The 22668-nt window shown below is 69.3% G+C and carries 16 protein-coding genes and 1 pseudogene; 9 read left to right on the forward strand and 8 right to left on the reverse strand.

Translation table 11 applies throughout. The annotated features are described in order from the left end of the window. Positions 1–89: 89 nt before the first annotated feature. Together ABD481_RS25355 and ABD481_RS25360 are read right to left on the reverse strand one after the other, a co-directional pair. On the reverse strand, positions 90–476 hold the full coding sequence (locus ABD481_RS25355; RefSeq protein WP_344668252.1) for an SDR family NAD(P)-dependent oxidoreductase: 387 nt from the start codon (positions 474–476) through the stop codon (positions 90–92). Between the two features lie 54 nt (positions 477–530). Then, a pseudogene (locus ABD481_RS25360) lies at positions 531–653 on the reverse strand (alpha/beta hydrolase); the annotation flags it as partial. A gap of 25 nt (positions 654–678) precedes the next feature. On the opposite strand from ABD481_RS25360, the gene ABD481_RS25365 reads away from it, so the two are divergent. Continuing rightward, positions 679–1581, forward strand: coding sequence for an AraC family transcriptional regulator (locus ABD481_RS25365; RefSeq protein WP_344668253.1), 903 nt, complete (start codon positions 679–681; stop codon positions 1579–1581). 134 nt (positions 1582–1715) lie between these two features. On the opposite strand, the gene ABD481_RS25370 is transcribed toward ABD481_RS25365, so the two are convergent. Together ABD481_RS25370 and ABD481_RS25375 are read right to left on the reverse strand one after the other, a co-directional pair. Beyond that, entirely contained in the window at positions 1716–2615 is a 900-nt protein-coding gene (locus ABD481_RS25370) for a hypothetical protein (RefSeq protein WP_344668254.1), read from the reverse strand. After that, complete coding sequence (locus ABD481_RS25375) at positions 2612–3040, reverse strand: hypothetical protein (RefSeq protein ID WP_344668255.1); 429 nt, start codon at positions 3038–3040, stop codon at positions 2612–2614. Before ABD481_RS25375 ends, ABD481_RS25370 begins: the two co-directional genes overlap by 4 nt. A gap of 162 nt (positions 3041–3202) precedes the next feature. Here ABD481_RS25375 and ABD481_RS25380 point away from each other — a divergent pair, with 162 nt between their 5' ends. The 3 genes from ABD481_RS25380 (at position 3203) to ABD481_RS25390 (ending at position 10883) form a co-directional block, all read left to right on the forward strand. Continuing rightward, positions 3203–8311, forward strand: coding sequence for a CHAT domain-containing tetratricopeptide repeat protein (locus ABD481_RS25380; RefSeq protein WP_344668256.1), 5109 nt, complete (start codon positions 3203–3205; stop codon positions 8309–8311). Between the two features lie 361 nt (positions 8312–8672). Next, a complete protein-coding gene (locus ABD481_RS25385; protein ID WP_344668257.1) occupies positions 8673–9272 on the forward strand; it encodes an STAS domain-containing protein in 600 nt (199 codons plus the stop codon). Between the two features lie 276 nt (positions 9273–9548). Next, positions 9549–10883, forward strand: a complete 1335-nt coding sequence (locus ABD481_RS25390) for a carbohydrate-binding protein (protein ID WP_344668258.1) — start codon at positions 9549–9551, stop codon at positions 10881–10883. Between the two features lie 634 nt (positions 10884–11517). Here the strand turns inward: ABD481_RS25390 and ABD481_RS25395 are convergent. Then, complete coding sequence (locus ABD481_RS25395) at positions 11518–11943, reverse strand: Nmad2 family putative nucleotide modification protein (RefSeq protein ID WP_344668259.1); 426 nt, start codon at positions 11941–11943, stop codon at positions 11518–11520. Between the two features lie 469 nt (positions 11944–12412). Further along, positions 12413–13411 carry a phosphotransferase family protein gene (locus tag ABD481_RS25400; protein ID WP_344668260.1) on the reverse strand — a complete coding sequence of 333 codons (999 nt, stop codon included), beginning with the start codon at positions 13409–13411 and terminating at the stop codon, positions 12413–12415. A gap of 270 nt (positions 13412–13681) precedes the next feature. On the opposite strand from ABD481_RS25400, the gene ABD481_RS25405 reads away from it, so the two are divergent. The 3 genes from ABD481_RS25405 (at position 13682) to ABD481_RS25415 (ending at position 17259) form a co-directional block, all read left to right on the forward strand. Continuing rightward, positions 13682–14995, forward strand: a complete 1314-nt coding sequence (locus ABD481_RS25405) for a bifunctional folylpolyglutamate synthase/dihydrofolate synthase (RefSeq protein ID WP_344668261.1) — start codon at positions 13682–13684, stop codon at positions 14993–14995. Further along, complete coding sequence (locus tag ABD481_RS25410) at positions 14995–16044, forward strand: hypothetical protein (protein ID WP_344668262.1); 1050 nt, start codon at positions 14995–14997, stop codon at positions 16042–16044. The genes ABD481_RS25405 and ABD481_RS25410 overlap by 1 nt, the downstream gene beginning before the upstream one ends. Positions 16045–16146: 102 nt before the next feature. Further along, positions 16147–17259 (forward strand): hypothetical protein, encoded by a 1113-nt coding sequence (locus tag ABD481_RS25415; RefSeq protein WP_344668263.1) that lies wholly within the window; start codon positions 16147–16149, stop codon positions 17257–17259. A gap of 57 nt (positions 17260–17316) precedes the next feature. Here the strand turns inward: ABD481_RS25415 and ABD481_RS25420 are convergent, their stop codons facing one another. Both ABD481_RS25420 and ABD481_RS25425 read right to left on the reverse strand, forming a co-directional pair. Continuing rightward, entirely contained in the window at positions 17317–19635 is a 2319-nt protein-coding gene (locus tag ABD481_RS25420) for an ABC transporter permease (protein ID WP_344668264.1), read from the reverse strand. Continuing rightward, positions 19632–20498 carry an ABC transporter ATP-binding protein gene (locus ABD481_RS25425; RefSeq protein ID WP_344668265.1) on the reverse strand — a complete coding sequence of 289 codons (867 nt, stop codon included), beginning with the start codon at positions 20496–20498 and terminating at the stop codon, positions 19632–19634. The genes ABD481_RS25420 and ABD481_RS25425 overlap by 4 nt, the downstream gene beginning before the upstream one ends. A gap of 134 nt (positions 20499–20632) precedes the next feature. Here ABD481_RS25425 and ABD481_RS25430 point away from each other — a divergent pair, with 134 nt between their 5' ends. Further along, positions 20633–21970 carry a sensor histidine kinase gene (locus ABD481_RS25430; protein ID WP_344668266.1) on the forward strand — a complete coding sequence of 446 codons (1338 nt, stop codon included), beginning with the start codon at positions 20633–20635 and terminating at the stop codon, positions 21968–21970. Then, positions 21967–22641, forward strand: coding sequence for a response regulator (locus tag ABD481_RS25435; RefSeq protein ID WP_344668267.1), 675 nt, complete (start codon positions 21967–21969; stop codon positions 22639–22641). The genes ABD481_RS25430 and ABD481_RS25435 overlap by 4 nt, the downstream gene beginning before the upstream one ends. Positions 22642–22668 lie beyond the last annotated feature (27 nt).

Raw genomic sequence — 22668 nt, forward strand, 5'->3', positions numbered from 1 at the left:
CAACCGCCTCGTCGGGATCCTGCACGGCTGCCTGAAAACCGGCACCCTCTACGACGAAGCCACCGCCTGGACAAACCAGCACGAACCCATCACCACTTGACACCCCTAACTCCAGGGATGTCTTTGAGCAGGACTCGCGAGAGCCGGTCGAACAACTCCTCGGGGGTGTCCTCGATCAGCGCGGTCTGCGAAGTGCCGGCGTTGTTCACCAGGTAGTCGAAGGTGTCGCGCTGGAAGGTGTCGCGGAGCGCCCCGGCCACGGACTCGCGGAAGGCGTCGAAGGTGCTGGATTCGCCGAGGTCCAGGGGCAGCGCCACGGCGGTGCCGCCCAGTTCCTCGATGGCGGCGATCGTGTCGCGGCCGCCCTGGGCGTTGCGGCCGTAGGTCAGGATGACGCCGACGCTGCGCCGGGCGAGCTCCAGGGCGGTGCCGCGGCCGATGCCGGAGCTCGCGCCGGTAACGATGGCGACCTTCATGGTGGTCCTCCTAGGGATGAGGCGTGGGTGCCGCTACGGGGGGGGTGGGTGATGTCACGTATTCGGGCTCTGCGTGAGCAGTCGCGCCAGCCAGTCGGTACGGGTACGCCGGGCGGCGGCGGAGATCCGGGCGTCGGGGAACAGCACGTCGAACCCGTGGCAGCCGCCGGTCCAGACACGTGAACAGTGCTGCAATGGAGCCATGGCCCCCGACGAGCTGCCCGCCCTCAACGAACTGCGCACCCTGCTGGACCGCCACGCGCGGCCGGACTACGCCACGGCGATCGACGGCGTCCTGGTGTCGAAAGTCGAGCGCCCGGACCCGCCGGCGCCCTCGATGACGGGGATGGTGCTCGCGGTCATCGTCCAGGGCGCGAAGCGGCTCGCCCTGGGCGACCGCGTGTACGAGTACCGCGCCGGCCAGTACCTCGTGACGTCAGTGGATCTGCCGGTCACCGGGCAGTTCCTGCAGATCGAGCCCGGACGCCCGGCGCTGGGCTTCGGCCTGGTGCTGGAGCCGTCAGCGGTCGCCGACCTGTTGCTGGAGGCCGGTCCCGGGAGCGTGCCGCGGTCGGCCGCCGCGCCATCCGGGATCGCGGTCAGCGACGCCCCGGCCGCGCTCCTGGACGCCGTGCTGCGGATGGTGCGGCTGCTCGACGAGCCCGGCGACCAGGCCGTGCTGGCGCCGCTGCTCAAGCGCGAGATCCTGTGGCGCGCCGTCACCGGCGAGCAGGGCGCCACCGTGCGCCAGCTGGGCCTGCCCGACAGCAGCCTGAGCCACATCTCACGCACGGTGCGCTGGATCCGCGAGCACTTCGCGCAGCCGTTCCGGGTCGAGGACGTCGCACGGATCGCGGGCATGAGCGTCTCAGCCTTCTACCGCAACTTCCAGGCGGTGACCGCGATGAGCCCGATCCAGTTCCAGAAGCAGATCCGGCTTCAGGAGGCGCGGCTGCTGCTGGCCACCCGCCCCGGGGACGTCACCGGCGTCGCCCAGCGGGTCGGGTACGACAACCCCTCGCAATTCAGCCGCGAGTACCGGCGCCAGTTCGGCGCGGCGCCCAGCCAGGACGCCGCCCGGCTGCGGCTGGCGGCCGGGGCCTGACGGAGCAGACCAGGCGTACCTGCTGCACCTCACCGCCATCTGCTCAGCCCAGCCCGCGCCTCAGCCAAGCCCGCGCCTCGGCCCAGCTGCGCGACGTCCACCCGGCCGAGTCCGAAGCATTGGCGGGCGGGCTGTCAGCGGATCACGATCAACGCCTTCATCATCTCGAGCCCGTCGGAACGCTGAAGCGGCCGCGTGGCGGTGATGCCGAGCCTGTCTGCAAGATCCGTGACATACAGCTCGACACTGGCGCAGATCAGGTCGGTGAGCGCCACGGCCGCCGTGCGGCTACGTGTCTCGCCGGCGACGATGACCGCGGCGCCGATCGCCAGCGCAGGCCACCAGACGACGGCTACGAACGCGTACATGACGCCCCACGCGGTGCGCCTAGAGGCTGTGGCGTATGCGTCCTGGGCCGCGGAGAGATCGGTCCGCAGCGGCTCCGGGAGGATCACCCAGAGGCGGGGCCACACATGATCCAGGTCCAGGCCGAAATCGGCGTGGATCCGGGCGCCGGTCGTGGAGAAGCGGTCGCCGATCCAGGTCGGTCGGGTGGGGGCCGTCTCGCCCAGCCGGACGTGGGCCGCGTGGGCGGCGTGGATGCGACGGTCGGCTGCGGGCCGGGCCGCGGCTGTGGACGCTGCGGCAGCCACGAATGCCTCCCGGTACCGCCGATCGGTCCGGTTCCACCGTCGAAGCCGTAGCGCGACTGCCAGTCGGGAGAGGCCTCGCCGCCCCGGGAGCGTGCGCCAGCGCTGGACGGCGACGCCCAACGCCGAGGCCGCGAGACCCGCCGCGGCGGCGCAGGCCAGGATGGCGGCCGAGATCAGGAGGATGCCTGCCGCGTCATGGCCTCCTGGACGGCTCGCCTGATGGTCGATCCAGGTGCTCAGGCGGGACGGTGCGAAGGCGTGGGCGTGCCCGAGGCGCAGCCCCAGAACCACTGTGGCCACCCAGAGTGCTCCCGGGAGGACCAGGAGGTCCAGCCAGCGGCCGGCTGCCCGTTTGGCGATCTCGGCGAGGAATCCCGTCACATCGAGGTCCGGTATTCGGCCATCGGGACCCGGCTCGGACCCAGAGTGCAGTCCGGTGCGGTCTCCGACTCCCCCGACGTGACGACGCGGCCGCAGCTGCTGTGCGGACAGACCCATGCCGAGACGGACTCAGCGCGGGCCAGGCCGGCGGGAAGCGGGCGGTAGCCCTTCGATCCGGTGGTCACGCCGTCCAGGTTCAGCGCGGCCATGCCCACCTCGTCGACCAGGTCCAGCAGGGCCGTGGCCTCGTCGGCATCGAACCGGCCCCCGGCCACGATCTCACGCAGCCGATCGAGCGCGTCGCCCGCGCCGCCCGCGGCCAGGCCTTCGTGGAGTCCGGGGGTGCGCTCGACCATCCGGCACAGCATGCCGATACGTGCTTTGACGCCGGCTTCGGCGCGCTCGCGGCGCCGTTCGCTCCTCATGCGGCAAGCGTATGCGTACCCTGATGGAAGTGGGAGCCGTCCGGCGATCCTCCTCAGGAGGTCAGGGTGAGATTCGCGAGTGAGCACGCCGCCATCGCCGAGGCGGCCTCGGCAGCCTTCCAGGGGCTCGTCGACTCTTCGCAGACGCGTGATACCGCCGCGATGCTGCGCTCGATCCTCCGCATGTACGAAGCCGTCGACGCAAGCCGCGAGGCCGCCGACACCGGGACCCGGGATCAGGCCGATCACGTCGAGTTGCTGACGGAGTTCGCCGCGGGGCTGGAGCGTGCCCACGCCGAGACCGGCTTGATCGACGCGCTCCAGGAGAGCGTCGATCTCTGGTGGGAGGCCGTGAACTCCGTTCCCGACGAGTCGCTCGAACAGCGCCGAATGCTGGGAGACTACGCCGAGGTGCTGACCGAGCTGTTCGACCTCCAGCCCACCTCCGAGGTGGTGATGGGGCTGACCAGGATGATGCGGATGGCGCCGGCCGAAGCCCGGTCCGAGGACAGCGTGGCTCTCTTGGCCCAATGGGCTGACGAACTGCGTCCGCAGGCCGTCGCCGACCGTCGGGTCGGTATCTGGCAGGAGATCGTCGCCATTATGCGGATCGTCGTCGACGCGACGTCCGACGACGACCCCGCGAAGACCGGCCTCGAGTCCACCCTGGCGAGCGATCTCCGGTCTTTGGCCAGTTGCGGAGGCACAGTGCAGGCGGGCCCTTCAGCCGCCTCCTCACGCGACTTCGCACAGAACAGCATCGTCCGAAGCACCCGGCTGGTGAATCTCGGCGTCGCGCTGTCGGAGCGGTACGACCTGACCGGCGAAACGGCTGTCCTCAGCGAAGCGCTCACGGCAGTCCGCAGTGCGATCGCCATCTCACCAGAGGGTGATCGAGATGTCCATTCCCACCTATCGGTTCTCGGGACGACGCTGCTCAAGTTGTGGGAAGCCACGGGCGATGACACCGCACTGGCCGAATCGATCTCCACCCATGAAGCCGCGATCGCCGCCATGGCTGGTTTCGACCAGGCCAACGCGCCGAGGCTCTACTCGAACTATGCGGGCGCGTTGGGGCGGCGTGCCACGACCACCGGCGACATCGAAGACTACGCAAAAGCCGCCCAGGTCGCCCGAACAGCCGCCGGTATCGGGTCCGACGACGATCCCGGGCGTTTCATCCACCTCATGACGCTGGGGAACGCTCTCGGCAGCCTGGCTCAGGCCGGCCATGACGACTCGCTGTTGCCAGAAGCCGTGGCCGTCATGCGAGAGGCGCTGGCGCGTACCCCGGCCGGCCACCCTGGCCGCAGCGCGATCCAGATGAGCCTTGCGCGGCTGCTCCAGGAGTCCGGGGCACGCAGCCACGACAAGGAGTCCCAGCGCACCGCTGTCCAACTGGCCCGGGACGCCATCGCAGCAATCCCCGGTGACTTCCCGAACCAGCACCGGTACCAAGGTCAGCTCGCCGACGCGGCGATGGAACTCTTCGCCTTGACCTTCGACCCGGAGCTGCTCAACGAAGCGGTGGCCGCCGGCCGGGCATCGCTTGCCACGCTTGCTCAGGACACGGAGCAGGGGCGCGACGGACAAGACGCCCGCATGGCGGGGCTCGCGCAGATGACCTCCCTGATGATCCACCTGCAGATGCTCTTTCGCTGGACGCGCGACAGCGACCTCCTGCACGAGTCCGTCGCCCTCGGCACCCGGCTTCTCGCCGTCCGGCCGCCGCTGGATCCGAACGTCCGTGCGCTGGTCGAGGTTCAAGTCGCCCTGGCAAAGGGCACGCTGGGCCGAACCAACGGCGACCCCGCAGCTCTGGACGAAGCGCTGGAGACGGCACGCGCAGTGATGACCGCACCGGTTTCCGACCCCAGTGTCCGGTCTCTGGTCGTGGACCGCGTGCTCGAAATCTTCCAGGACGTCGCCGATGCCACCGAAGACGCCGGCCTGCTCACGGAAGCGCTGGACTTCATCGGCGCGGAGCAGAGGTCACTCGCTGTCGATGCGGCCGGGCAAAGCAAACTCACCGCCAAGCGAGCGCTCTGTCTGGCAGAGCTCTACAAGCTGACGCAGAGCCCTGATCTACTGGCCGGGCTCAGGGCCGCCTGTGTCGCCGCCACGGAATCCGTTGCGGCGCACGCCGATGAGACGGACGATTTGGCGGTCGACACGCTCGCGGAGCTTTTCCGGACGGTCTATCGCCTGACGGACAGCGACGACGACCTCGGGCTGCTCGACCTCGCGGTTCAGGTGGGGCGGGCCGCTGTCCAGTCCACGGCTCCGCATGACGTCGACCGCGCGAACCGACTCGCCGACCTGGTGACCGCACTGGATGGCCTGGCCCGTACCCGTGCTGACCCCGCTATCCGCGAGGAGGCCGTCGGTATCGCGCGGGCCGCCGCCGACGCGGTCGATCCGGAGGGCACACAGCGGACGAATCCGCGTCTGGACCTGGCCAAAGCACTCCGCGCCTACTACGAGGTGAGCGGCGACCCCGCGCTTCTGGCTGAAGCCGAGGCCGCCGTCCGGGAGTCCTTGGCGACTCGGCCCGATGACATCGCCTCGCTCTTGGCGTTGTCACAGACCCTCACGGAGAAGGCCCACCAGCGTGATCCGGAGGCGATCACCGAGGCGATCGAAGCGGCCCAGGCCGCACTCGACGCAGTCAGTCCCGACGATCCCGGCCGTGGCTCCCTCTACACCGGTCTGGGATCCGCGCTCCACACCCGCTTCGAGCTGACGAGGGACATCTCCGCGATCACCGAGGCCATCGATGCCTACCGCATCGCCGTGAACCTCGCGATCTCGCGGGACACCCGGGCCGGCTTCACCTACAACCTCTCTCAGGCACTCCGAGACTTCTATTCGCTTCGCGGCGACTCGGATGTCCTTGCCGAATCGGTGGCGCTCGGGAGAGAAGCGGCCGCGACCACAGTCTTCGGCCATCCGGAATACGCCAAACGCCTTACCGCAAGCGCGGCGAACATCTCTCTGCTGTACGACCGTACGGGGCAGGTCGGCTTGTTGGACGACGCCCTCGATGCGATCGAGACCGCGATGGCCGCGACCTCCCCTTCAGCGCCGGACTACGCAGGTCGCCTGACGATCCAAGGAAACACGCTCTGGCAGCTGTTCATCCACACGGACGACGACCAGGCGCTACTGGCATCGATCACGGTCCTCGACGACGCCGTCCGCCGCACGCCGGTCGGGCATCCGCTACGGGCCGGCCGGCTCACGAATCTCGCCACTGTCCTGGCCGCCGCCGTCAGCCTGGGCATTGACGTGGAGGACAGCGACAGCCTCGATGAAGCGAACGCGACGCACGCTCGGATCATAGGCCTCGTGACGGAGGCAGTGGCCACGACACCTGATGACCACCCCGCTCTGGCCGACCACCTGATCAAACTCGGCCGCGCCACCTTTCACTTCCTGCTCGCCGAATACGACGACGACCCGACCTGGTCCGGCGAGGGACTCGATGAAGTCCAGAACGCCTTCCGCCTGGCGGCCGAGCACACGGCCGCGTCCCCGGAGACCAGGCTGAGCGCGTACGCCTTGATGCTAAGCCTTGGCGGCATGTCCCCCACCGCCGCGCTCGCCTCAGCGGAGGAAGCAATCGCCCTGCTCCCGCTGCTCGCTGATCGAACACTGTCCCGCGCCGACCGAGAGTTCAAGGTCTCCGAGAGCAAGGGCTCCGTGGCGACACAATTCGCGACGCTCGCCTTGAACGCGAGTCAGCCGGAGCGCGCCGTGGAGATCCTGGAGCAGACCCGGGGAATCCTGGTCGCGGACCGGCTGCGTGTACGAAGCGTCGACATGGCTCGGCTCGAAGAGGTCCGACCCGGCTTGGCGCACGAGCTGCGATCGGCGACCGAGCTGCTGGACGATCTGCAACACACGCTCACGGAGAAGGACGACGGCGGCGCCGTCGGCGAGCCGGTGCCAGTCGCGGAGCAGCGGCTCGCGGCTCGACGCCTGGCAGTGCTCAGACAGGACGCGCTCGCCGCGCATACGCGGATTCTTGCCGAGATCCGCGCGACCGAGGGCTTCCAGGACTTCCTGGAACCGAAGTTCAGCGACCTCGCCGCGCACGCGGCGGAAGGCCCGGTGGTCTACGTCTACGCCGGCCCGCAAGGAGGTGTCGCGCTCGCCGTGGATGCCGGGCACCCTGGTTCTGCGCGTTCTGCGCGTTCAGCGCGTTCCCCGCGGTCAGCGCGTTCCCCGCGGCCAGTGCCCACAGTCCTGCAGATTCCACTGCCGGAGCTCACCGAGGACGCAGTCGAAGAGAAGGTGGCGACGCTGCTGGACACCGTGGAGATCGCTCGAGATCAGGATGCTGACGCCGAAGACCGAGCCGCCGCGCAGAAGGGTATCGCTGAGATACTCCGCTGGTTGTGGGACGCCGCGGTCAGCGACATCCTCTCAGCCCTCGGATTCGTCGACCCCCTGCCCGAAGCCGACTCGGACGCCTCAGCAACCCGCCGTCTGTGGTGGTGCCCGGTCGGAGGGCTCGCTTTCCTCCCACTCCACGCGGCCGGGCATCACCAGGACCTGACCGGCGACGATCCCGGCGTCCGCGCCAACCCGAGGACCGCCTTCGACCGGGTCGTCTCCTCATACACGCCGACCCTGCAGAGCCTGGCGTTCGCACGGAGCCACGTCCCGGATCCCGCGCTGCGGGGCACGGTGGCCATCGCCGTCACGGACGCCGAAGGCATGCCGCTGCCGAGCGCCGACGCCGAGGCAGCGGCGATCGAAGCGACGCTCCCAGCAGTCCGAGTCCTGACCGAACCCACCCGCGACGAGGTCATAGCAGCGCTGCCCGACTACCTGACCGCGCACTTCGCGTGCCACGGAGTCGCATTCGCCGATCCCGGCGCCAGCCGCCTGATCCTGGCCGACCACCAAGACCGCCCGTTGACCGTGGCAGACCTCCAAGGCCTGCGGCTGTCAGCAGGACTCGCCTACCTGTCGGCCTGCGAGACGTCGCTCAGCAGCGTGGAACTGGTCGACGAAGCGGTACACCTGACCGGGGCGTTCCATTTGGCGGGCTACCGGCACGTCATCGGCACGCTCTGGCCGATCGGGACGTTCGCCTCACAACGGCTGGCCGCCGACTTCTACCGCCGACTCGCTCCCGACCAGGCCGAGCCGTTGGCGCTCGACGGCACGGCCCGAGCGCTGCACTCGGCACTTCGCGCGCTGCGGTCCAAGTTCCCGGGAGTGCCATCGGCGTGGGCCGCACACGTGCACATCGGCCCGTAAAGCCAGCAGCCTGCGGCGGGACGGCCGTTCCAGCTGGACATAGGTGTACCGATGTTGAGTATCCGGCGCGGCACCTCGGCGCCTCCCGGATCCGCCGCTCCCCTAGGCGTTGTAGGTGGTGTGCGGACGCGCCCGGAACAGCACCGCCTCACATTCCGCAACCGTCGGCGCGGCGCTAAAGTCGTTGCCAGTGCGGGACGCTCCGGACCCTGGCGTCGTGGACAGGCGCGCAGCGTCGAGGACGGATGAGGCTCCGGAACCCGGGGCAGCCGTCCCGACGAGTAAGGCGTGCCCCGTGACCCTGAGGGGCAGGGCCAACCCAGTGAACGTCCCACCTCGCGTACCGAATCCGAACCCTCGGATGATCGCCGTGCGCGGCGACATCGACCTGGCGGTCCTGACCCGCTTGCCACGGTGGCTCCACACCGTCTTCGAACCACCCGGCAGCCACTTCTGCTTGGACCTGACCGCGGTGTCCTTCCTGGACTGCGCCGGTCTGCGAGCGCTGCTGGCGATCGAGGACCGTGTGGTCACCGCCGGCGGCAGCATCGAGGCAACCGGGATGTCCGCAGCGGTCGTCCGGCTCCTCGAACTGCTGAACCTGCCTGCTGGTTCAACCTTCTTGGCCATTCCGGCGGCCACGTTCGCCACCGTGACGCCAGCGGCGTCGATGGCGTATGAACTGCTGCCACGCGCTGATGAGACCTTCAGCCGCCGGCCGCTCTGGTCGTCGACGATGACCGAACCGGAGCTCGCTGCAGCCTGCGACGCCGCAGTGGCGCAGCTTGTTGAACAGCTGGTAGCCGGCTTGGTCGGCAACGCAGCGGGCGCGGGGACTGAGATGCTACGCCTGCACGTCCTGGCCCTGGTCCGCGATGCTGCTGACCGTCAGGTGGTTCAGGCCATCAGCCGCGCCAATTTGCTGCTGTCCAGCACCGACGTGAGAGTCGATGCAGAGTAGTAGCCGCTGTTTTGTTCTGTGGTCCGGGGGACGACTCGATACCGAGCCGCAGACCGCGAGCACGCCGACGCGCCGTCTGACCCGACTTCTGTCGGGGCGTCATGGTCAAGCCGAGCAAAAAATGGGTCTAGACCATTGACGAGGCTGCGCCGTTCTCTGAAGATTGCGTCGGCACAACACGTCGCCTCGGTGAGTATCGGCACCTACCGCCAGGCGCCCGGTCCGATCAATCCGTTTCAGGAGGCGTGATCCATCACCATGCTTAGCAGACTGTCCATGAAGATGCGGGCGGCGCTGACTGCCGTCTGCGCCACAGCGTTGTGCGTAGGCGCGCTGGTCGCCGCACCGCTGATCAGTTCGGCCCAGGCGGCCGGGGCCGGCCCGGCCGCGAACCTGCCGGCCTGTAAGTTCTGGGCGCCCGATGTCACGGCGCCGCCCCGGTCGGTCACCCCCTGGGTGCCGCCGCTGCAGACCGCCGCCGCGTTCAACTACTCCACCCGTCAGGCCCCGCCGGCGATCACGGGCACCATGGTCAACGGCCAGGAGACGATAACCGTCTACCCCGTGGCCAACGCGGTGGCGTACAAGGTGTGGCGTGACGGCGTCACCATCGGCTACATCAGCTACTGGGGCCAGACCACCCCGCTGACCGTGACCGACACCGAGCCGTGTGCGAACTCGTACTACGACGTCATCGCGATGTACGACACCAACAACAACGACGCCTCCTATGGCCAGCTCTCGGTTCCCTACTGGCTCAATAGCGACGGCAGCATCGCGCCCGGGAACGGCAACGTGGCACCCGGCACCGCACTCAACGATTTCATGGTCACCTCGTACGACAACACCGGTCCGACCGCGACCGGCTTCAACGCGCAGAGCGGCATATGCGCCACCGACCCGCGGTACATCCCATGGGGCACGTACTTCAGCATCCCGGACTACGGCACCTGCGTGGCCGGCGACCTGGGCACCTGGATCCAGGGCAGCATCGTGGACGTGTGGCTGCCGAACCCCCAGGCCGGCAACTGGGGCGTTCAGAAGCGGAACATCACGATCATCGCGAACCCCTATGGCAACTCGACCCCGCCCACCGTCCCGTCGACGGGATCCTCGTCCTCGTCGCCCGCACCCGGCGGCTGCACGGCTGCGGCGTGGAACTCCAGCATCGCCTACACCGGTGGCGCGGCGGTGTCCTACAACGGCCACAACTGGACCGCCAAATGGTGGACGAAGGGCGACACCCCCGGCAGCAACTCCTCGGGTGTGTGGACCGACAACGGCGCCTGCACCGGCGGTGGCAGCACCAGCAGCGGTGGCAGCACCAGCAGCGGTGGCAGCACCAGCGGCGGGCCCACCGGTAGCAGCCCGCCCGCGACCACCAGCAGCAGCGCGCCTCCGACCACCACCAGCAGCGCGACCGTCACCAGCAGCGCGCCTCCGACCACGTCCGGCAGCTGCGCAGCGGCGTGGAACGCGAGCACCACGTACACCACCGGCCAGAAAGTCTCCTACGCCGGCCACAACTACACGGCCACCTGGACCTCCGCAGGAGCGGTTCCGAACGCGGCGAGTTCGTGGGCGGTATGGAAAGACAACGGAGCCTGCTGACACCTGACACACACTGACGGAACCTGCTGACGCCTGACACACACTGGACGATGGTCGCGACGCGACCGCCGACTGGTAGGCAAGCAGGAACGGCGCGCGACCGGGACCAGGGAGAAAAACCCCGGACCGGCCGCGCGACCTCGAAGGCGACGAGAGCCCATGCTGTGGCGGAGCAGGGCCGTCGGCAGGACTGCCTTCCGCCTCCCATGACCTCCTCGACCGGCCCCAATGACGAACAGTGGCGACTCGCCCGCTCGCCCGGCGCCAATTGCGACTCAGTCCACGTCGCTCCGCTGGTCATCAGTGCGGCAGCGGTGGCCTGGACGGCCTGGCGCTTCAGCGGGTCGAACACCGAGGTATAGATGTCCCGGGTGATCGTGGTGGCGGAGTGGCCATGTCCTGCCGCTGGCGATAGCGGGCCGACTCGATCGCCAGCTCATCCGACAGCATCACCGACCGGATACTCGACTCGGGCTTCGGCTCGGTCTCCTCGACCTCCCAGCCGGTCTGCACACATCAGGTCCGGGTCACGGTAGGCAAAGTGGTCGGGGAGCGTCCTCCCGCGAGTGAGATCAGAGGGGAGTTGGCGACTCTGCCGGCGTCCGAGTCGAATGCCTTGCGGCCATGATCAACCTCACGACTGACGCCAGCTATGGTCGCCTGCCATCCACTCCGCAGGCGCACCCTGGACGCCGCCCGGGAGGTCCTCAAACCAGCGAACAACCGCACTTACCTGGTCGTTGGCGAAGTTGCAGCGGTGGCCGCGTCCCACCGCGAGGAACTCGATCTGCCCCGGCAGCGCTGGGCCGCTTCTTCCCCAATAGGTAAAGCGTTCACCTATCAGGACGTTGTTGCCCCCGAGATCCGCTCGCTTACGGTCGGCTCTCTCTGACCCGTCGCAATTGGAGTGGAACGAGGGCAGCTGTCGGTAGCCGCCGCTCACTGGCTCATAGATGTTGTCGCCCGTGCGATCGATGATCCGTGGCGAGTTCATGATCGGTCGGCGCGACCGGTACTCAGGGTCTGCCCAGTACTCCTCGAAGCTGAGGATTTCGGCCACCTGTACGGTCGCGAGGCGGGTGACATGGGGACGTTGTCAGGGCCGGACATCTCCAAGGTCGGCGCCCGGCAGCTCAGGATCGCGATACCGGGTTCGTCATCCCATCTCGGTCCGCAGGACACTGAGTTTGGCGGAGGCCGACGGTGCTCTGCTACACGTGGCGGCGCCTGCTTCGCCGTCCCACGCGTCCACGTGTGGCCGCATTGGTCGCAGGCGATCCGGCGACGGCCGTCGTCGAGCGCAACCCCGTGCAGCTCCTCGTCCTCGCAGCAGTTGGGACAGTCGATCTGCGGGTTCGTCATCCGGCCCGCGACGATCCGAAAGACGGTGCGAAGTGGGGCCGACCTGCACAGCACCCGCATCGCCGCGTCCGGCGGCATCGCCGTGAGCGGGTCGTCCACTTTTCAGTTGCCGCTACGAGGTTCGGATGTTGCCCACGCCAGTCGCGATTGGGATCCGGTGTCGCGTATCAGAGCTGGAACTCAAGCGCCTTCCGCAGGTGGAAGTCGGCGAGGTCGAGGAACCATTGGCGTTCGGGGTGGTCGCTTGCGGCGATGCGCAGCGGGCCGGCGACCAGGTCGATGTGCATGGCCAGTTGGTACAGGTGCAGCCGGTGCTGGTCGAGGTCGTCGCGGCGCAGGCGGTTGTAGTGTCGGTCGAAGCGCATGCGGGTCCAGGCGTGTTCCCATTCGATGTCGAAGTACATCAGGCCTTCGATGTCGATGAGCACGGGTGTGCCGTCGGGGTCGATGAGGACGTGGTCCGGGCCGAGCTCGCCGTGGATGAGCCCGATGCGCGAGCGGGGGCTGATTCGTGCGGCGAGGGTGTGCAGCATGTCGTTGAGGGCGTCGCGGCCGGTTGCGGCGCGCGGATCCTTGTTGGCGGCTTCGGTGACCTGGGTCAGAGCCCGGTCCAGGACCACCTGCTCGCAGGTGGTGCGTGTCGAACGGCCGCCGCTGTCGACGAACCCGACCTTGCCGAAGGCGGGGGCTTGGTGGCCGTGCATCCTGCGCAGCGATTCGGCCAGCATGTCCAGGCTTGCCGTGGCGGCGTCGGGTTCGTGCTCCAGGAAGTGCTCCAGGGTTCCGCCGGTGACGTCTTCGACGATGGCGATGTCTGCGGGATACAGGGTGCGGCTGCGGTCGGCCAGCAGTACGGCGGGGCTGCGGACGTCGAGATCGGCGAGGCGGATGCTGGCGGCTTGGAACAGGTCCAGGCCGGAGGCGTGGGAGAACGGGTCGGCTGGGTCGGTGGCGCCGTCGGGCAGCACGTCGTGCCAGTAGTCCTCGGCCGGGTCCCAGATATAGACGACGGCGCGGGTGGCGTCGTCCAGTCGCAGGCGGTAGACGCCCTTCTTGGAGCCGTTGGGGAGGCGCTGAAGGTCGTCGATCCGGCGGTCGGTGCCGAAGGCGGCTTTGACGAGGTCGGTGAGGTGGTCGGCATCGGCGAAACGGCGTGCGGCGTCCAAGACGGTTCCTCCCCGAAGACGAAATGGTCACGCTTCCATGCGGTGGCGTCGGCCGGCAAACGACTTCGTGGTCCGGCTTGCCTATGAAGTCGGGAATCAATGAACGCCACCCAAACGCTACCCTGAAGTGCAGAGCCCGTTGGCTGTCATTTGAAACGAAAGAATCTATTTTATGGAGTTCGCGTTTCGCTAGCCCCGCTGGCACCCTTCAGGTATTGGAGGCACTCCATTGGCTCTGGGCACGTATCTCAACCTGTCAGGAGACTGGCCGTGGGCTTCGAGCGTTTGTACGGGACGTGGCTTCCGTCGAGCTACGAAGAAGCCGTCGAATTCCTCTACGCCGAGCTGACGCCGGCCGGGCGTGGTCAGTTCAGCGGCGCTGACGGCTTCGAACGCTCGAAGCGGTACCTCGCGCTGCTCGGCAATCCGCAGGACCGGGTCCAAGCCGTGCACATCGCCGGGACGGCCGGGAAGGGCTCGATCTCCTACGGGGTGTCGCGGCTCCTGACGGCGCACGGGCTCACGGTCGGCTGCCATGTCTCACCGCACGTATACGACATCCGCGAGCGCCTCCAGATCGACAGCGAGCTGTGCGGCAAGGAGCAGTTCCGCGACCTGCTGGCCGGCTGCCTGCCCGCCATCCGGCAGATGGCGGGCTCACCGTCCGGCTGCCCGACCTTCTTCGAGGTCACCGTCGGGATGGCGTTCCTGCTGTTCGCCCAACAGGGCTGCGACGTGGCCGTGGTCGAGACCGGTCTCGGCGGCTTGTTCGACACGACGAACACGATCACGCGCCGCGACAAGCTCGCCGTCATCTCCAGGATCGGCCTGGACCACCAGGTGGTGCTCGGTGACACGGTCGAGCTGATCGCCCAGCAGAAGGCTGGGATCCTGGGCTGCGACCGGGCCGTCGCAGCGCGCTCGGCGGACGACTCGGTCAATCAGGTTCTGGTACAGGAGGCCGCCCGCCACGGCTGCGACCTAGCCTTCATCCCGTCCGAGCCGGGATTGGGCCGGGCGCCCCACGAAGCCGAGAACGCCGGGCTCATCCTGGCTGCCGCGCGCATCACGCTCGCTTCCCGCAACCGGGAACTCGATGAGGCCGCGGCCCGGACCGATCTGGCGGCCTCGGCCTCCCGCCTACCGGGACGGATGGAGCCGGTGCACGGCCCGGGAGGCGAGGTCGTCGCTGTGCTCGACGGCGCGCACAACCCGCTCAAGCTCGCAGCTCTGTGCGACTCGCTGGCAGCGCAGTACGGGCCCGAAGCTCGCTTCCCATGGATCTTCGCCTGCCGCGCCGACAAAGCCATGAGCGAGATGATCGGCATCATCGCCGAGCACGCGTCGGCGATCATGTTCGGGCAGTTCGCGGTGCTGGGCGGCGACGTGCCGGTGGGCCGGTCGGCCACGGCCGAGCAGCTGCTGGATGCGGCGCGCACAGCCGGCGCTGCGGACCTGTGCCAGGGCCTCGACGTGCCGCGGCTGGTCGGGCTCGGCCGGGCGTCCGGCTCGCCGGTGGTGGTGGCCGGCTCGTTCTACTACCTGGCCGACATGCGCCGGGCCATCGAGAACGCAGTCCGCTGATGGCGCTGACCGTGCTGCGGCGTTACCCCTTCGTCACCCGGATGGCCGCCGAGCTGTTCAACAGCGGTGCGCTGAGCAACGTCGAGGACATCGAGATCGAGCCGGAGTTCGGACACACGACGCGCATCCGCTACACCGGCGGCCGGGTGCGGATGACTCGCGGGAACGACGTCGGCCTGAACTCCGGCGCCGCCTGCGAGGTGGTCCGGGACAAGGCCTTCACCCGCTACTTCCTCCAGTTGCAGGGCGTCACCTGCGCGCGCGGACAGTCTTTTCTGCTGAACTGGTGGGCCGACCTGCTGCGTCCGCGGGCCGGCGTGCTGGGTCCGGAGCTGCTGCGGACCGTCGACCAGATGCTCCCGTACATCCGCGAGCAGCTGCGGATGCCGGTCTACGTCAAGCCGGTCGACGGGTCGAAGGGGCAGAACATCTGGTGCTGCCGTACTGAGCAGGAGGTCGTCGCGGCGTTGGACGGCTACGAGCGGGAGCGGGTCAAGGTCGCGCTGGTCGAGCAGGACGTCGCACTACCCGACTACCGTCTCGTCGTGCTCGACGGCGAGCTCATCTCGGCCTATGAGCGACGTCCGCTCCAGGTCGAGGGGGACGGCGTCGGGACGATCGCCGAACTGGTCGGCCGGCTGCAACTGGCCTTCCGGGCGGACCAGCGCGACACCGTGCTCACTCCCGGCGACCGGCGCATCGCCGCACGCTTGGCGGCGAACGGCCTCACCTGGGATTCGGTCCCCGCCGCCGGCGTCCGGGTGCGTCTGCACGACATCTCGAACCTGTCCGCCGGTGGCACGGCGGTGGAGTACACCGACACCGTCTGCGAGCGATGGCGCCTGCTCGCGATCGACATCTGCGCCCAGTTCGGCCTGCGCTTCGGCGGCGTGGACCTGGCCTGCTCGGATCTGACGGCGCCGGACGGCGACTACGCCGTGCTCGAAGTCAACGCCAGCCCGGGGCTGGACCACTACGGCTCGGTCGGCGCGACGCAGGCGCAGATCGTGCGGCGGCTGTACGCGCGCGTGCTCAACACCATCCCCTGAGCCGCCGACGAGGCAGCTGGCCATGCCGTCGCTCGCCGTTCGCCTGTAGCGGCCGTTCGCCCGTAGCGGCAGTGCCTTGAGCCGACCTATATGCTCCACGACGTGCCTCTGAGCCCGACCGACATCCTCCCCGTGGACGCCGCGATGCGCCTTGCCGGCGATGACCGCGACACTTGCGAGGCTGAGGGTGCCTCCGTCGTTGTCGGGAACGATGCGATGGTCATCATCACCGACCCGCAGGACTCGATAGGCATCAGCGGAGTGTGGAACAGTCGGCGGTTTCGACTTCACGGTCCGTTCGTCGAGGATGCCGCCGTCCGCTCGGTTGGCCACCTGCCGGGCTCGCCGCACTGGAGTTGGGCCACAGAGCGCGGCGCGCGCCAGATCCACCTCTTCGCCCGGCTGCCCGAAGGCTGCTTCTACCTGGGGGCCGGGAAGCCGGTTCAGGGCGAGTACCGCGACGGGGTCATGCTCAGCGCCGAGCTGGCAATCGACCCGGAGCTGACTGGCGAGGTCTTGGCACGTGTCAGGCCGGTTCGCGAACCCGACGCCCTGCCGGAGCTGGCGTGGCTCGCCAATATCAAGGACGATCCGACCGCCGCTCTCCAGGACTTTGTCTCCGGCTGGATTCCCGAGACCGCCGAGGACCTCGGCGACTTTCTCCCGCACCAGTGGGACATCCCCGCACCGCTCGCGGGCTTCTTCCGCCTTGCCCGGAAGCGCCCCGTCCTTCTCGGCCGGCAGAACTTCATCACGCGGCCAGACGAATGGGCAGAAGGGGAGCGTGGGCTTGTCGCATTCGGCCATGAGAACCAGGGATCGTTCGACTGGCTTTTCGATCCCGCGCAGGCCGACCCCGACGTCTGGTTTCACGACCTCGACGGCGAAAGGCTGAGTCGTGAACACGAGCCGATGAGCGGGTTCTTGCTCCAGTTCTCGCTTTTCGAAGCCATGGTGAGCGCCCATTACTTCGCTTACAGTCCCAAGCTATCGGCTGAACAGACAGCAAAGGTGACCGCGGCGCTGACACCGATGCCGTGGAAGCCGTGGCGCTGGCCGAACGACTCCCAACGTTTCTTCGTCGCGCCTGGCCTGATCGCGGCCGTGACCCAGGAAGGGAACGAAACCTTCTCGTTCCAAGCCGCGGCATTCCATCGCTCCGTGCTTCGCCCGCTTGGAGAACTCGGTGTTCCATGGCGCAGATTTGACGGTTGAGCGAACTACGGTAATGACGCGGTCACACTTCGATGGCCCGGCCGGCCGCACGACGGGCTATTCGGTCCGGAGCACCTCCGCGACCGGAGCCCGCGATGCGCGGATCGAGGGCAGGTAGGCCCCTGTCGCGGCGATCACGGCTCCGGACAGCGTCAGGAGGACCAGGCCAGCCCAGTTCCACACGTCCAGCATCGAGTCCGGGGTCTCTTCCTGGATGCCGTGCATAGTGAGCGGGATGACGATCCGGTGGGCGAGTATCCCGAGGGGGACGCCGATCAGGCCGCCGAGCGTGCCGAGCGCGGTCATCGCCGTCACCACCATGGCGATCACCTGTCCTGGTGTCATGCCGATGGCCTTGAGTGTGCCGAGGTCACGGCGGCGCTCGCGGGTGTTCAGGACCACCGTGTTCAGCACGCCGAGCGAGGCGACGATCGACAGCATGATCGTGAGGGTCGTGATAATGCTGAGGAAGGTCTTCTCACTGGTCTTCGATTCGCCGTCGACGGCGCCGTGCAGGCCCGGGTCCTGGCCGCCGATGGCCGCGATCACGGCTGCGGGGTCGGCGCCCTTGGCGAGGGTGACATAGAACGTCGCGGCGCGGCCCTGCGGGTTGAGTCCGATGAAGGACTGCCAGTCGGGCGTGGCGATGTGCCAGCCGGGTCCTTCGCCGACGATCTTCTCGGGCACCTCCGCACCGCTCGCGTCGAGCATCCTGATCGTCTGGCCGACAGTGAGGCCGAACTGGTGCCGGTATTCCGAGTCCACGGTGACCTCGCCGGGCGCGGTCGCCCAGCGGCCCTGGACGAGCGGGGCCTGGATGGCGCCGTAGTCGCCCCGGATCACGCCGGCCCAGATCGTCGCCGTGGAGCCCGCGATGCGCGTCTCGACGGAGGCGTCGGCGGCCACCCGCAGGACGCCCGGCTGGGCGCGGATCAGCGCGTCGATCTGGGCGTCGGTGTGGGTCGGCGCCGGGTCGGCGGGGCTCCCGGAGCCGGTGGTGAAGTACACCTGGTCCGTTCGCCGGTGGAGCTCCCCGAACCTGAACGTCGACCCCGCCATCCCGATCGCCAGCGTCACGGTCGTGACCCCGGCGACGACGGCCGACAGGGTCAGGAGCGTGCGGGCCGGCCGGGCGAACGGCCAGCCCAGACCGAGGCTGATCGCCCGGGGCAGGCGTGATCCGCCGAGCCGGCGCTGCACCGCCAGTCCGCGTCCGGCCCGCTGCGCGCTGCCCGCGCTGATGGCCACGGCCGCCGGCAGTCGGCGGGCCCGGAACGCCGGCATGAGCGCGGCCAGGACGACGACGGCGGGCATGCCGATCAGGACCGCGGGATACACCGTCGCCGGGACTCCGGCGGCACCGTCGATCAGTTCGGCCCCCTGGATCCCGTAGAACACCTGGTTCACCAGCCAGGTGCCGAGCGCCGCGCCGAAGACCGTGCCCAGGACGCAGCCGACCGCCGCGGGGAGTGTGACGATCAGGAGATAGACCACCGTGACCTGGTCGGGGGTGAATCCCATGGCCTTGAGGATCCCGATGTGCCGGAACCCGGAGACGACGGCGCCGCTGACGACGTTGCCGACGATCAGGACCGAGACGATCAGGCCGAGGATCCCGAAGACGGTCAGGAAGGGCAAGTAGGCGCTGGGGCCGCTGGCCAGCTTCGCCTTCAGCGCGAGGTAGTCGTGCGAGCCGGTGAGGGCATCGGCCGGCAGGCCCTTCGTGGCCGCGGCGAGTCCGGTCTTGAGGTCGGCGTCCGTGCCGGCGGAGTGAAAGCGGTACTGCATCTGGGTCGACGTCGCGCCCAGCGCCCTGGCCTCGTCCGGGGTGACCCAGGCGTCGGCGGACTGGCCGGCGGAGTTCGCGAACCCGACGATCCTCAGCGTCGGCTCGCCCGGGGTGACGAGGTCGATCGGGAGAGGGACTGCTTTGAAGAATCCGGGCTGCCGCAGGACGATCTCACCCGGGGCCGAGGGCCAGCGCCCCGTGCTGAGCGTGAGGTCGTCGACAGGCCCGTGGGGATCGGCGCGGCCGACCACGGTCATGATGCCAGGCACGTTGATCGGCCGGGCGCCGACCGCCACGGACTGGTGGAAGACGAGCTGGGGGAACGGGCCGGCCACGGCGGCCACGGCGGGATCCTTCGCCGCCTGGGCCAGCTGCGCGTCGGTGACCTTGGAGCGGTCGAACTCGGCGACCACATGGGCGCCCTTCGCCGCGGCGTAGACCCGGTCGAAGGGGCCTGAGACGGCCGCCAGCAGGCCGAGCGTGACGACGACCGTCACGGTCGAGATCATGACGACCAGCGCCAAGACGAAGGTCTGTAGCCGGCGCCGCTTGACCGCGGCCCGGGACGCCCGCCAGACGGCCCTCATCGCACGGTCCTGCGGAGCTCGGCGGCGTTGGTGTCCGCGGGAGCTTCGCCGGTTACGGAAGCGGATCCGGCGTTGGTGTCCGCGGAGGCTCCGCCGGTTACGGAAGCGGATCCGGCTTCGGTCCGGTGGTCGCGGGCGATGAGTCCGTCGACGACCTCGATGACGCGGTCGGCGCACCGGGCGGCGACCCGGGGGTCGTGGGTGACGACCAGCACCGTCTGGCCGAGCCGGTTCAGATCCGCCAGCAGCCGCATCACCTGGTCGCCGGACTCGCTGTCCAGCGCGCCGGTCGGCTCGTCGGCCAGCAGCAGCGACGGCTTGTTCATCAGGGCCCGCGCGGTGGCGACCCGCTGCCGTTCACCGCCGGACAGCGAGGCCGGATAGATGTCCCTCCGGTCGGCGATCCCGAGCCGGTCCATGAGGTCCAGGGCCTGCCGGCGCGCCGGGCGGGCCTTCATCCCGACCAGCTGCCCGGCCAGCGCGATGTTGTCCAGCGCCGGCAGGTCGTCGAGCAGGTTGAAGAACTGGAAGATCATGCCGATCCGGCGCCGCCGGAACAGTGCCAGGCCCTTCTCGGTCAGCCTCCCGAGGTCCTCCCCGCCGACGACGACCGATCCGGCGGTCGCCCGGTCCAGCCCAGACACCAGGTTCAGCAGCGTCGACTTCCCCGAGCCGGACGGTCCCATCACCGCCACCGACTCCCCGGCGGTGATCTCCAGCGAGACCCCGTCGAGCGCCGGGTGGTTCCCGAAGTCCTTCCGGACGTTCACGAGCCGGACGACGGCGTCCCGCTCCCCGGCACCCCCATCGTCGGCACCCCCATCGTCGCCACCCCTGCCGTCGGCATTCCTGGTTTGCGTCATGCGGTCAACGGTGTCGCGGCCGCCGCGTGGTCCTCATCTGGCTGTCGGCAACAATCGTGCGGTCGTGCTTGTGGCCCGTGGGCATACATCCGCGGGCCAATGCCCGGGCCGGGCCGGCGGCTTACGATCACTGCGTGGACGCCGACCCGCCGAACCCGCCCCGCGCCGTGAGGCCGCCGACCGCGAGATCGACCGTGCTGGTCTGGACCGGCGCCGCGCTGTTCCCGATCATGACGCTGCCGTCGCTGCTGCCCGGTGTGCCGCACCCCTCCTACCTCAGCCTCCGGTACATCGCGTCGACGCTCGCCATGGGTCTGCTGACCGGACTGCTCCGGCGGCGGCCGCTGACCGCGTTGACGCTGATGCTCGCCGGATCGGTCGTCGTGGTGGGGGCCCATCGCCGTTCGGACGACGTCCTGTTCCTGCCCTTCCTGGGCGTGGACCTCGCGGTCGGCTACATCGTCGCCACCCGGACGTTGAAGGTCGCGACAGCCGCGGTCACCCTGTCGCTGGCGGTGCAGCTCTGGGTCATCGCCTACTTCCGCGACTACCACCGGCAGCGCGTCGCCGTCGCGGTGACCGCTCCCCCGGGGCTGTCCGAGGGCCCGCACGCCTCGGTCACCATCTTCGGGGTCCTCGCGATGGCCGTGGCCTGCATGGTCGGCATGTTGGTCAGCGAGCGGCGCGGACACGCAGCGATCCTGCGCGCACGGTCCGCGGCCGAGGCCGTCACCGCGGAGCGGCTCCGTATCGCGCGTGAACTCCACGACATGGTGGCGCACAGCATCGGCGTGATCGCCATCCAGGCCGGCGTCGGCGGCCGGGTCATGGCGACGCAGCCGGCCGAGACCCGGAAGGCGCTCCAGGCCATCGAGACCATCAGCCAGGAGACGTTGTCGGGGCTCCAGCGGACCCTCGGCGCCCTGCGCGAGAACGACCCCGGCCCGGCGGCGTCCCTCGAGTCGGCGGCGTCCCTCCAGACGGCACCGGGCCTGGCCGACGTCGATCGGTTGGCGGCGACGACGACGCAGGCCGGTGTGCGGGTCGACGTCCGGTGGCGGGGGGAACGCAGAGCGGTGCCCGCCGACATCGAGCTGTCCGGCTATCGGATCGTCCAGGAAGCGCTGACCAACGTCGTCCGGCATTCCGGCGCCCGCGAATGCCGGGTGACGGTCGACTATCGGGAAGAGGAACTGGCCATCGAGATCATCGACGCGGGCCGCGGCCAGAACGGTCAGGGCGGCCAGGGCGGTCAGAGCGGCCAGGGCTGCGTTGCCGGCCTGGACCGTGAGCGCGAGCCGGAACGCGGCGCCGGCCCGCACGGTGGGTACGGCAAGTACGGCGGGTACGGCATCCCCGGGATGCGGGAGCGTGTCAGCCTGCTGCACGGCGACTTCACCGCCGGGCCGCGGCCGGACGGCGGCTTCCGGGTCGCGGCCCGGCTTCCGGTGCCCGCCGGGGCGCACCGGTGATCCGGGTCGTGATAGCGGACGACCAGCCGCTGGTCCGCGCCGGACTGCGGGTCCTGATCGCCGACACCCCGGACATCGAGGCCGTCGGGGAGGCCGCGGACGGCGCCGAAGCGGTGGAACTGGTCCGGGCCCTGCGCCCCGACGTCGCCGTCATGGACATCCGGATGGACGGCATGGACGGCATCGAGGCCACCCGGCTCATCACCTCGGACCCCGCGTCGACGACGCACGTCCTGGTGCTCACCACGTTCTACGACGACGACTACGTCTACGCCGCGCTGCGCGCCGGGGCGAGCGGCTTCCTCGTCAAGAACATGGTCCTGGAATCGATCCTCGACGGCATCCGGACCATCGCGGACGGCGAGGCCCTCCTCGCCCCGGTCGTGACCAAGCGTCTCATCGAGCACTTCACCGGGCGTCCCGGACCGGCCGCCGCCCGGCCGGTCGCGGCGGGCCCGCGGGCGCTGGACGGCATCACCGAGCGGGAGCGCGAGGTCCTGACGCTGGTCGGCCGCGGCCTGTCCAACGCCCAGATCGCCGAGGAGCTGTTCATCACCCCCGGCACCGCCAAGGCCCACGTCGCGCGGATCTTCACGAAACTCGACGCCCGGGACCGCGTCCACCTCGTGATCATCGCCTACGAGCTGGGCCTGGTGGCCGTGTCCGGCTGAGGATCGACTGCCGCGCGCGGGTGGCTC

Origin of the sequence: Catenulispora yoronensis, from assembly GCF_039531695.1 — a bacterium.
GTDB classification, from domain to species: domain Bacteria; phylum Actinomycetota; class Actinomycetes; order Streptomycetales; family Catenulisporaceae; genus Catenulispora; species Catenulispora yoronensis.

Coding starts and splice junctions, on each gene's coding strand:
- ABD481_RS25410 (WP_344668262.1), top strand. CDS start 14,995: ATGGCGCTGACCGTGCTGCGGCGTTACCCCTTCGTCACCCGGATGGCC.
- ABD481_RS25385 (WP_344668257.1), top strand. CDS start 8,673: ATGATCGCCGTGCGCGGCGACATCGACCTGGCGGTCCTGACCCGCTTG.
- ABD481_RS25380 (WP_344668256.1), top strand. CDS start 3,203: ATGCTGCGCTCGATCCTCCGCATGTACGAAGCCGTCGACGCAAGCCGC.
- ABD481_RS25355 (WP_344668252.1), bottom strand. CDS start 476: ATGAAGGTCGCCATCGTTACCGGCGCGAGCTCCGGCATCGGCCGCGGC.
- ABD481_RS25425 (WP_344668265.1), bottom strand. CDS start 20,498: ATGACGCAAACCAGGAATGCCGACGGCAGGGGTGGCGACGATGGGGGT.
- ABD481_RS25390 (WP_344668258.1), top strand. CDS start 9,549: ATGAAGATGCGGGCGGCGCTGACTGCCGTCTGCGCCACAGCGTTGTGC.
- ABD481_RS25365 (WP_344668253.1), top strand. CDS start 679: ATGGCCCCCGACGAGCTGCCCGCCCTCAACGAACTGCGCACCCTGCTG.
- ABD481_RS25420 (WP_344668264.1), bottom strand. CDS start 19,635: ATGAGGGCCGTCTGGCGGGCGTCCCGGGCCGCGGTCAAGCGGCGCCGG.
- ABD481_RS25375 (WP_344668255.1), bottom strand. CDS start 3,040: ATGAGGAGCGAACGGCGCCGCGAGCGCGCCGAAGCCGGCGTCAAAGCA.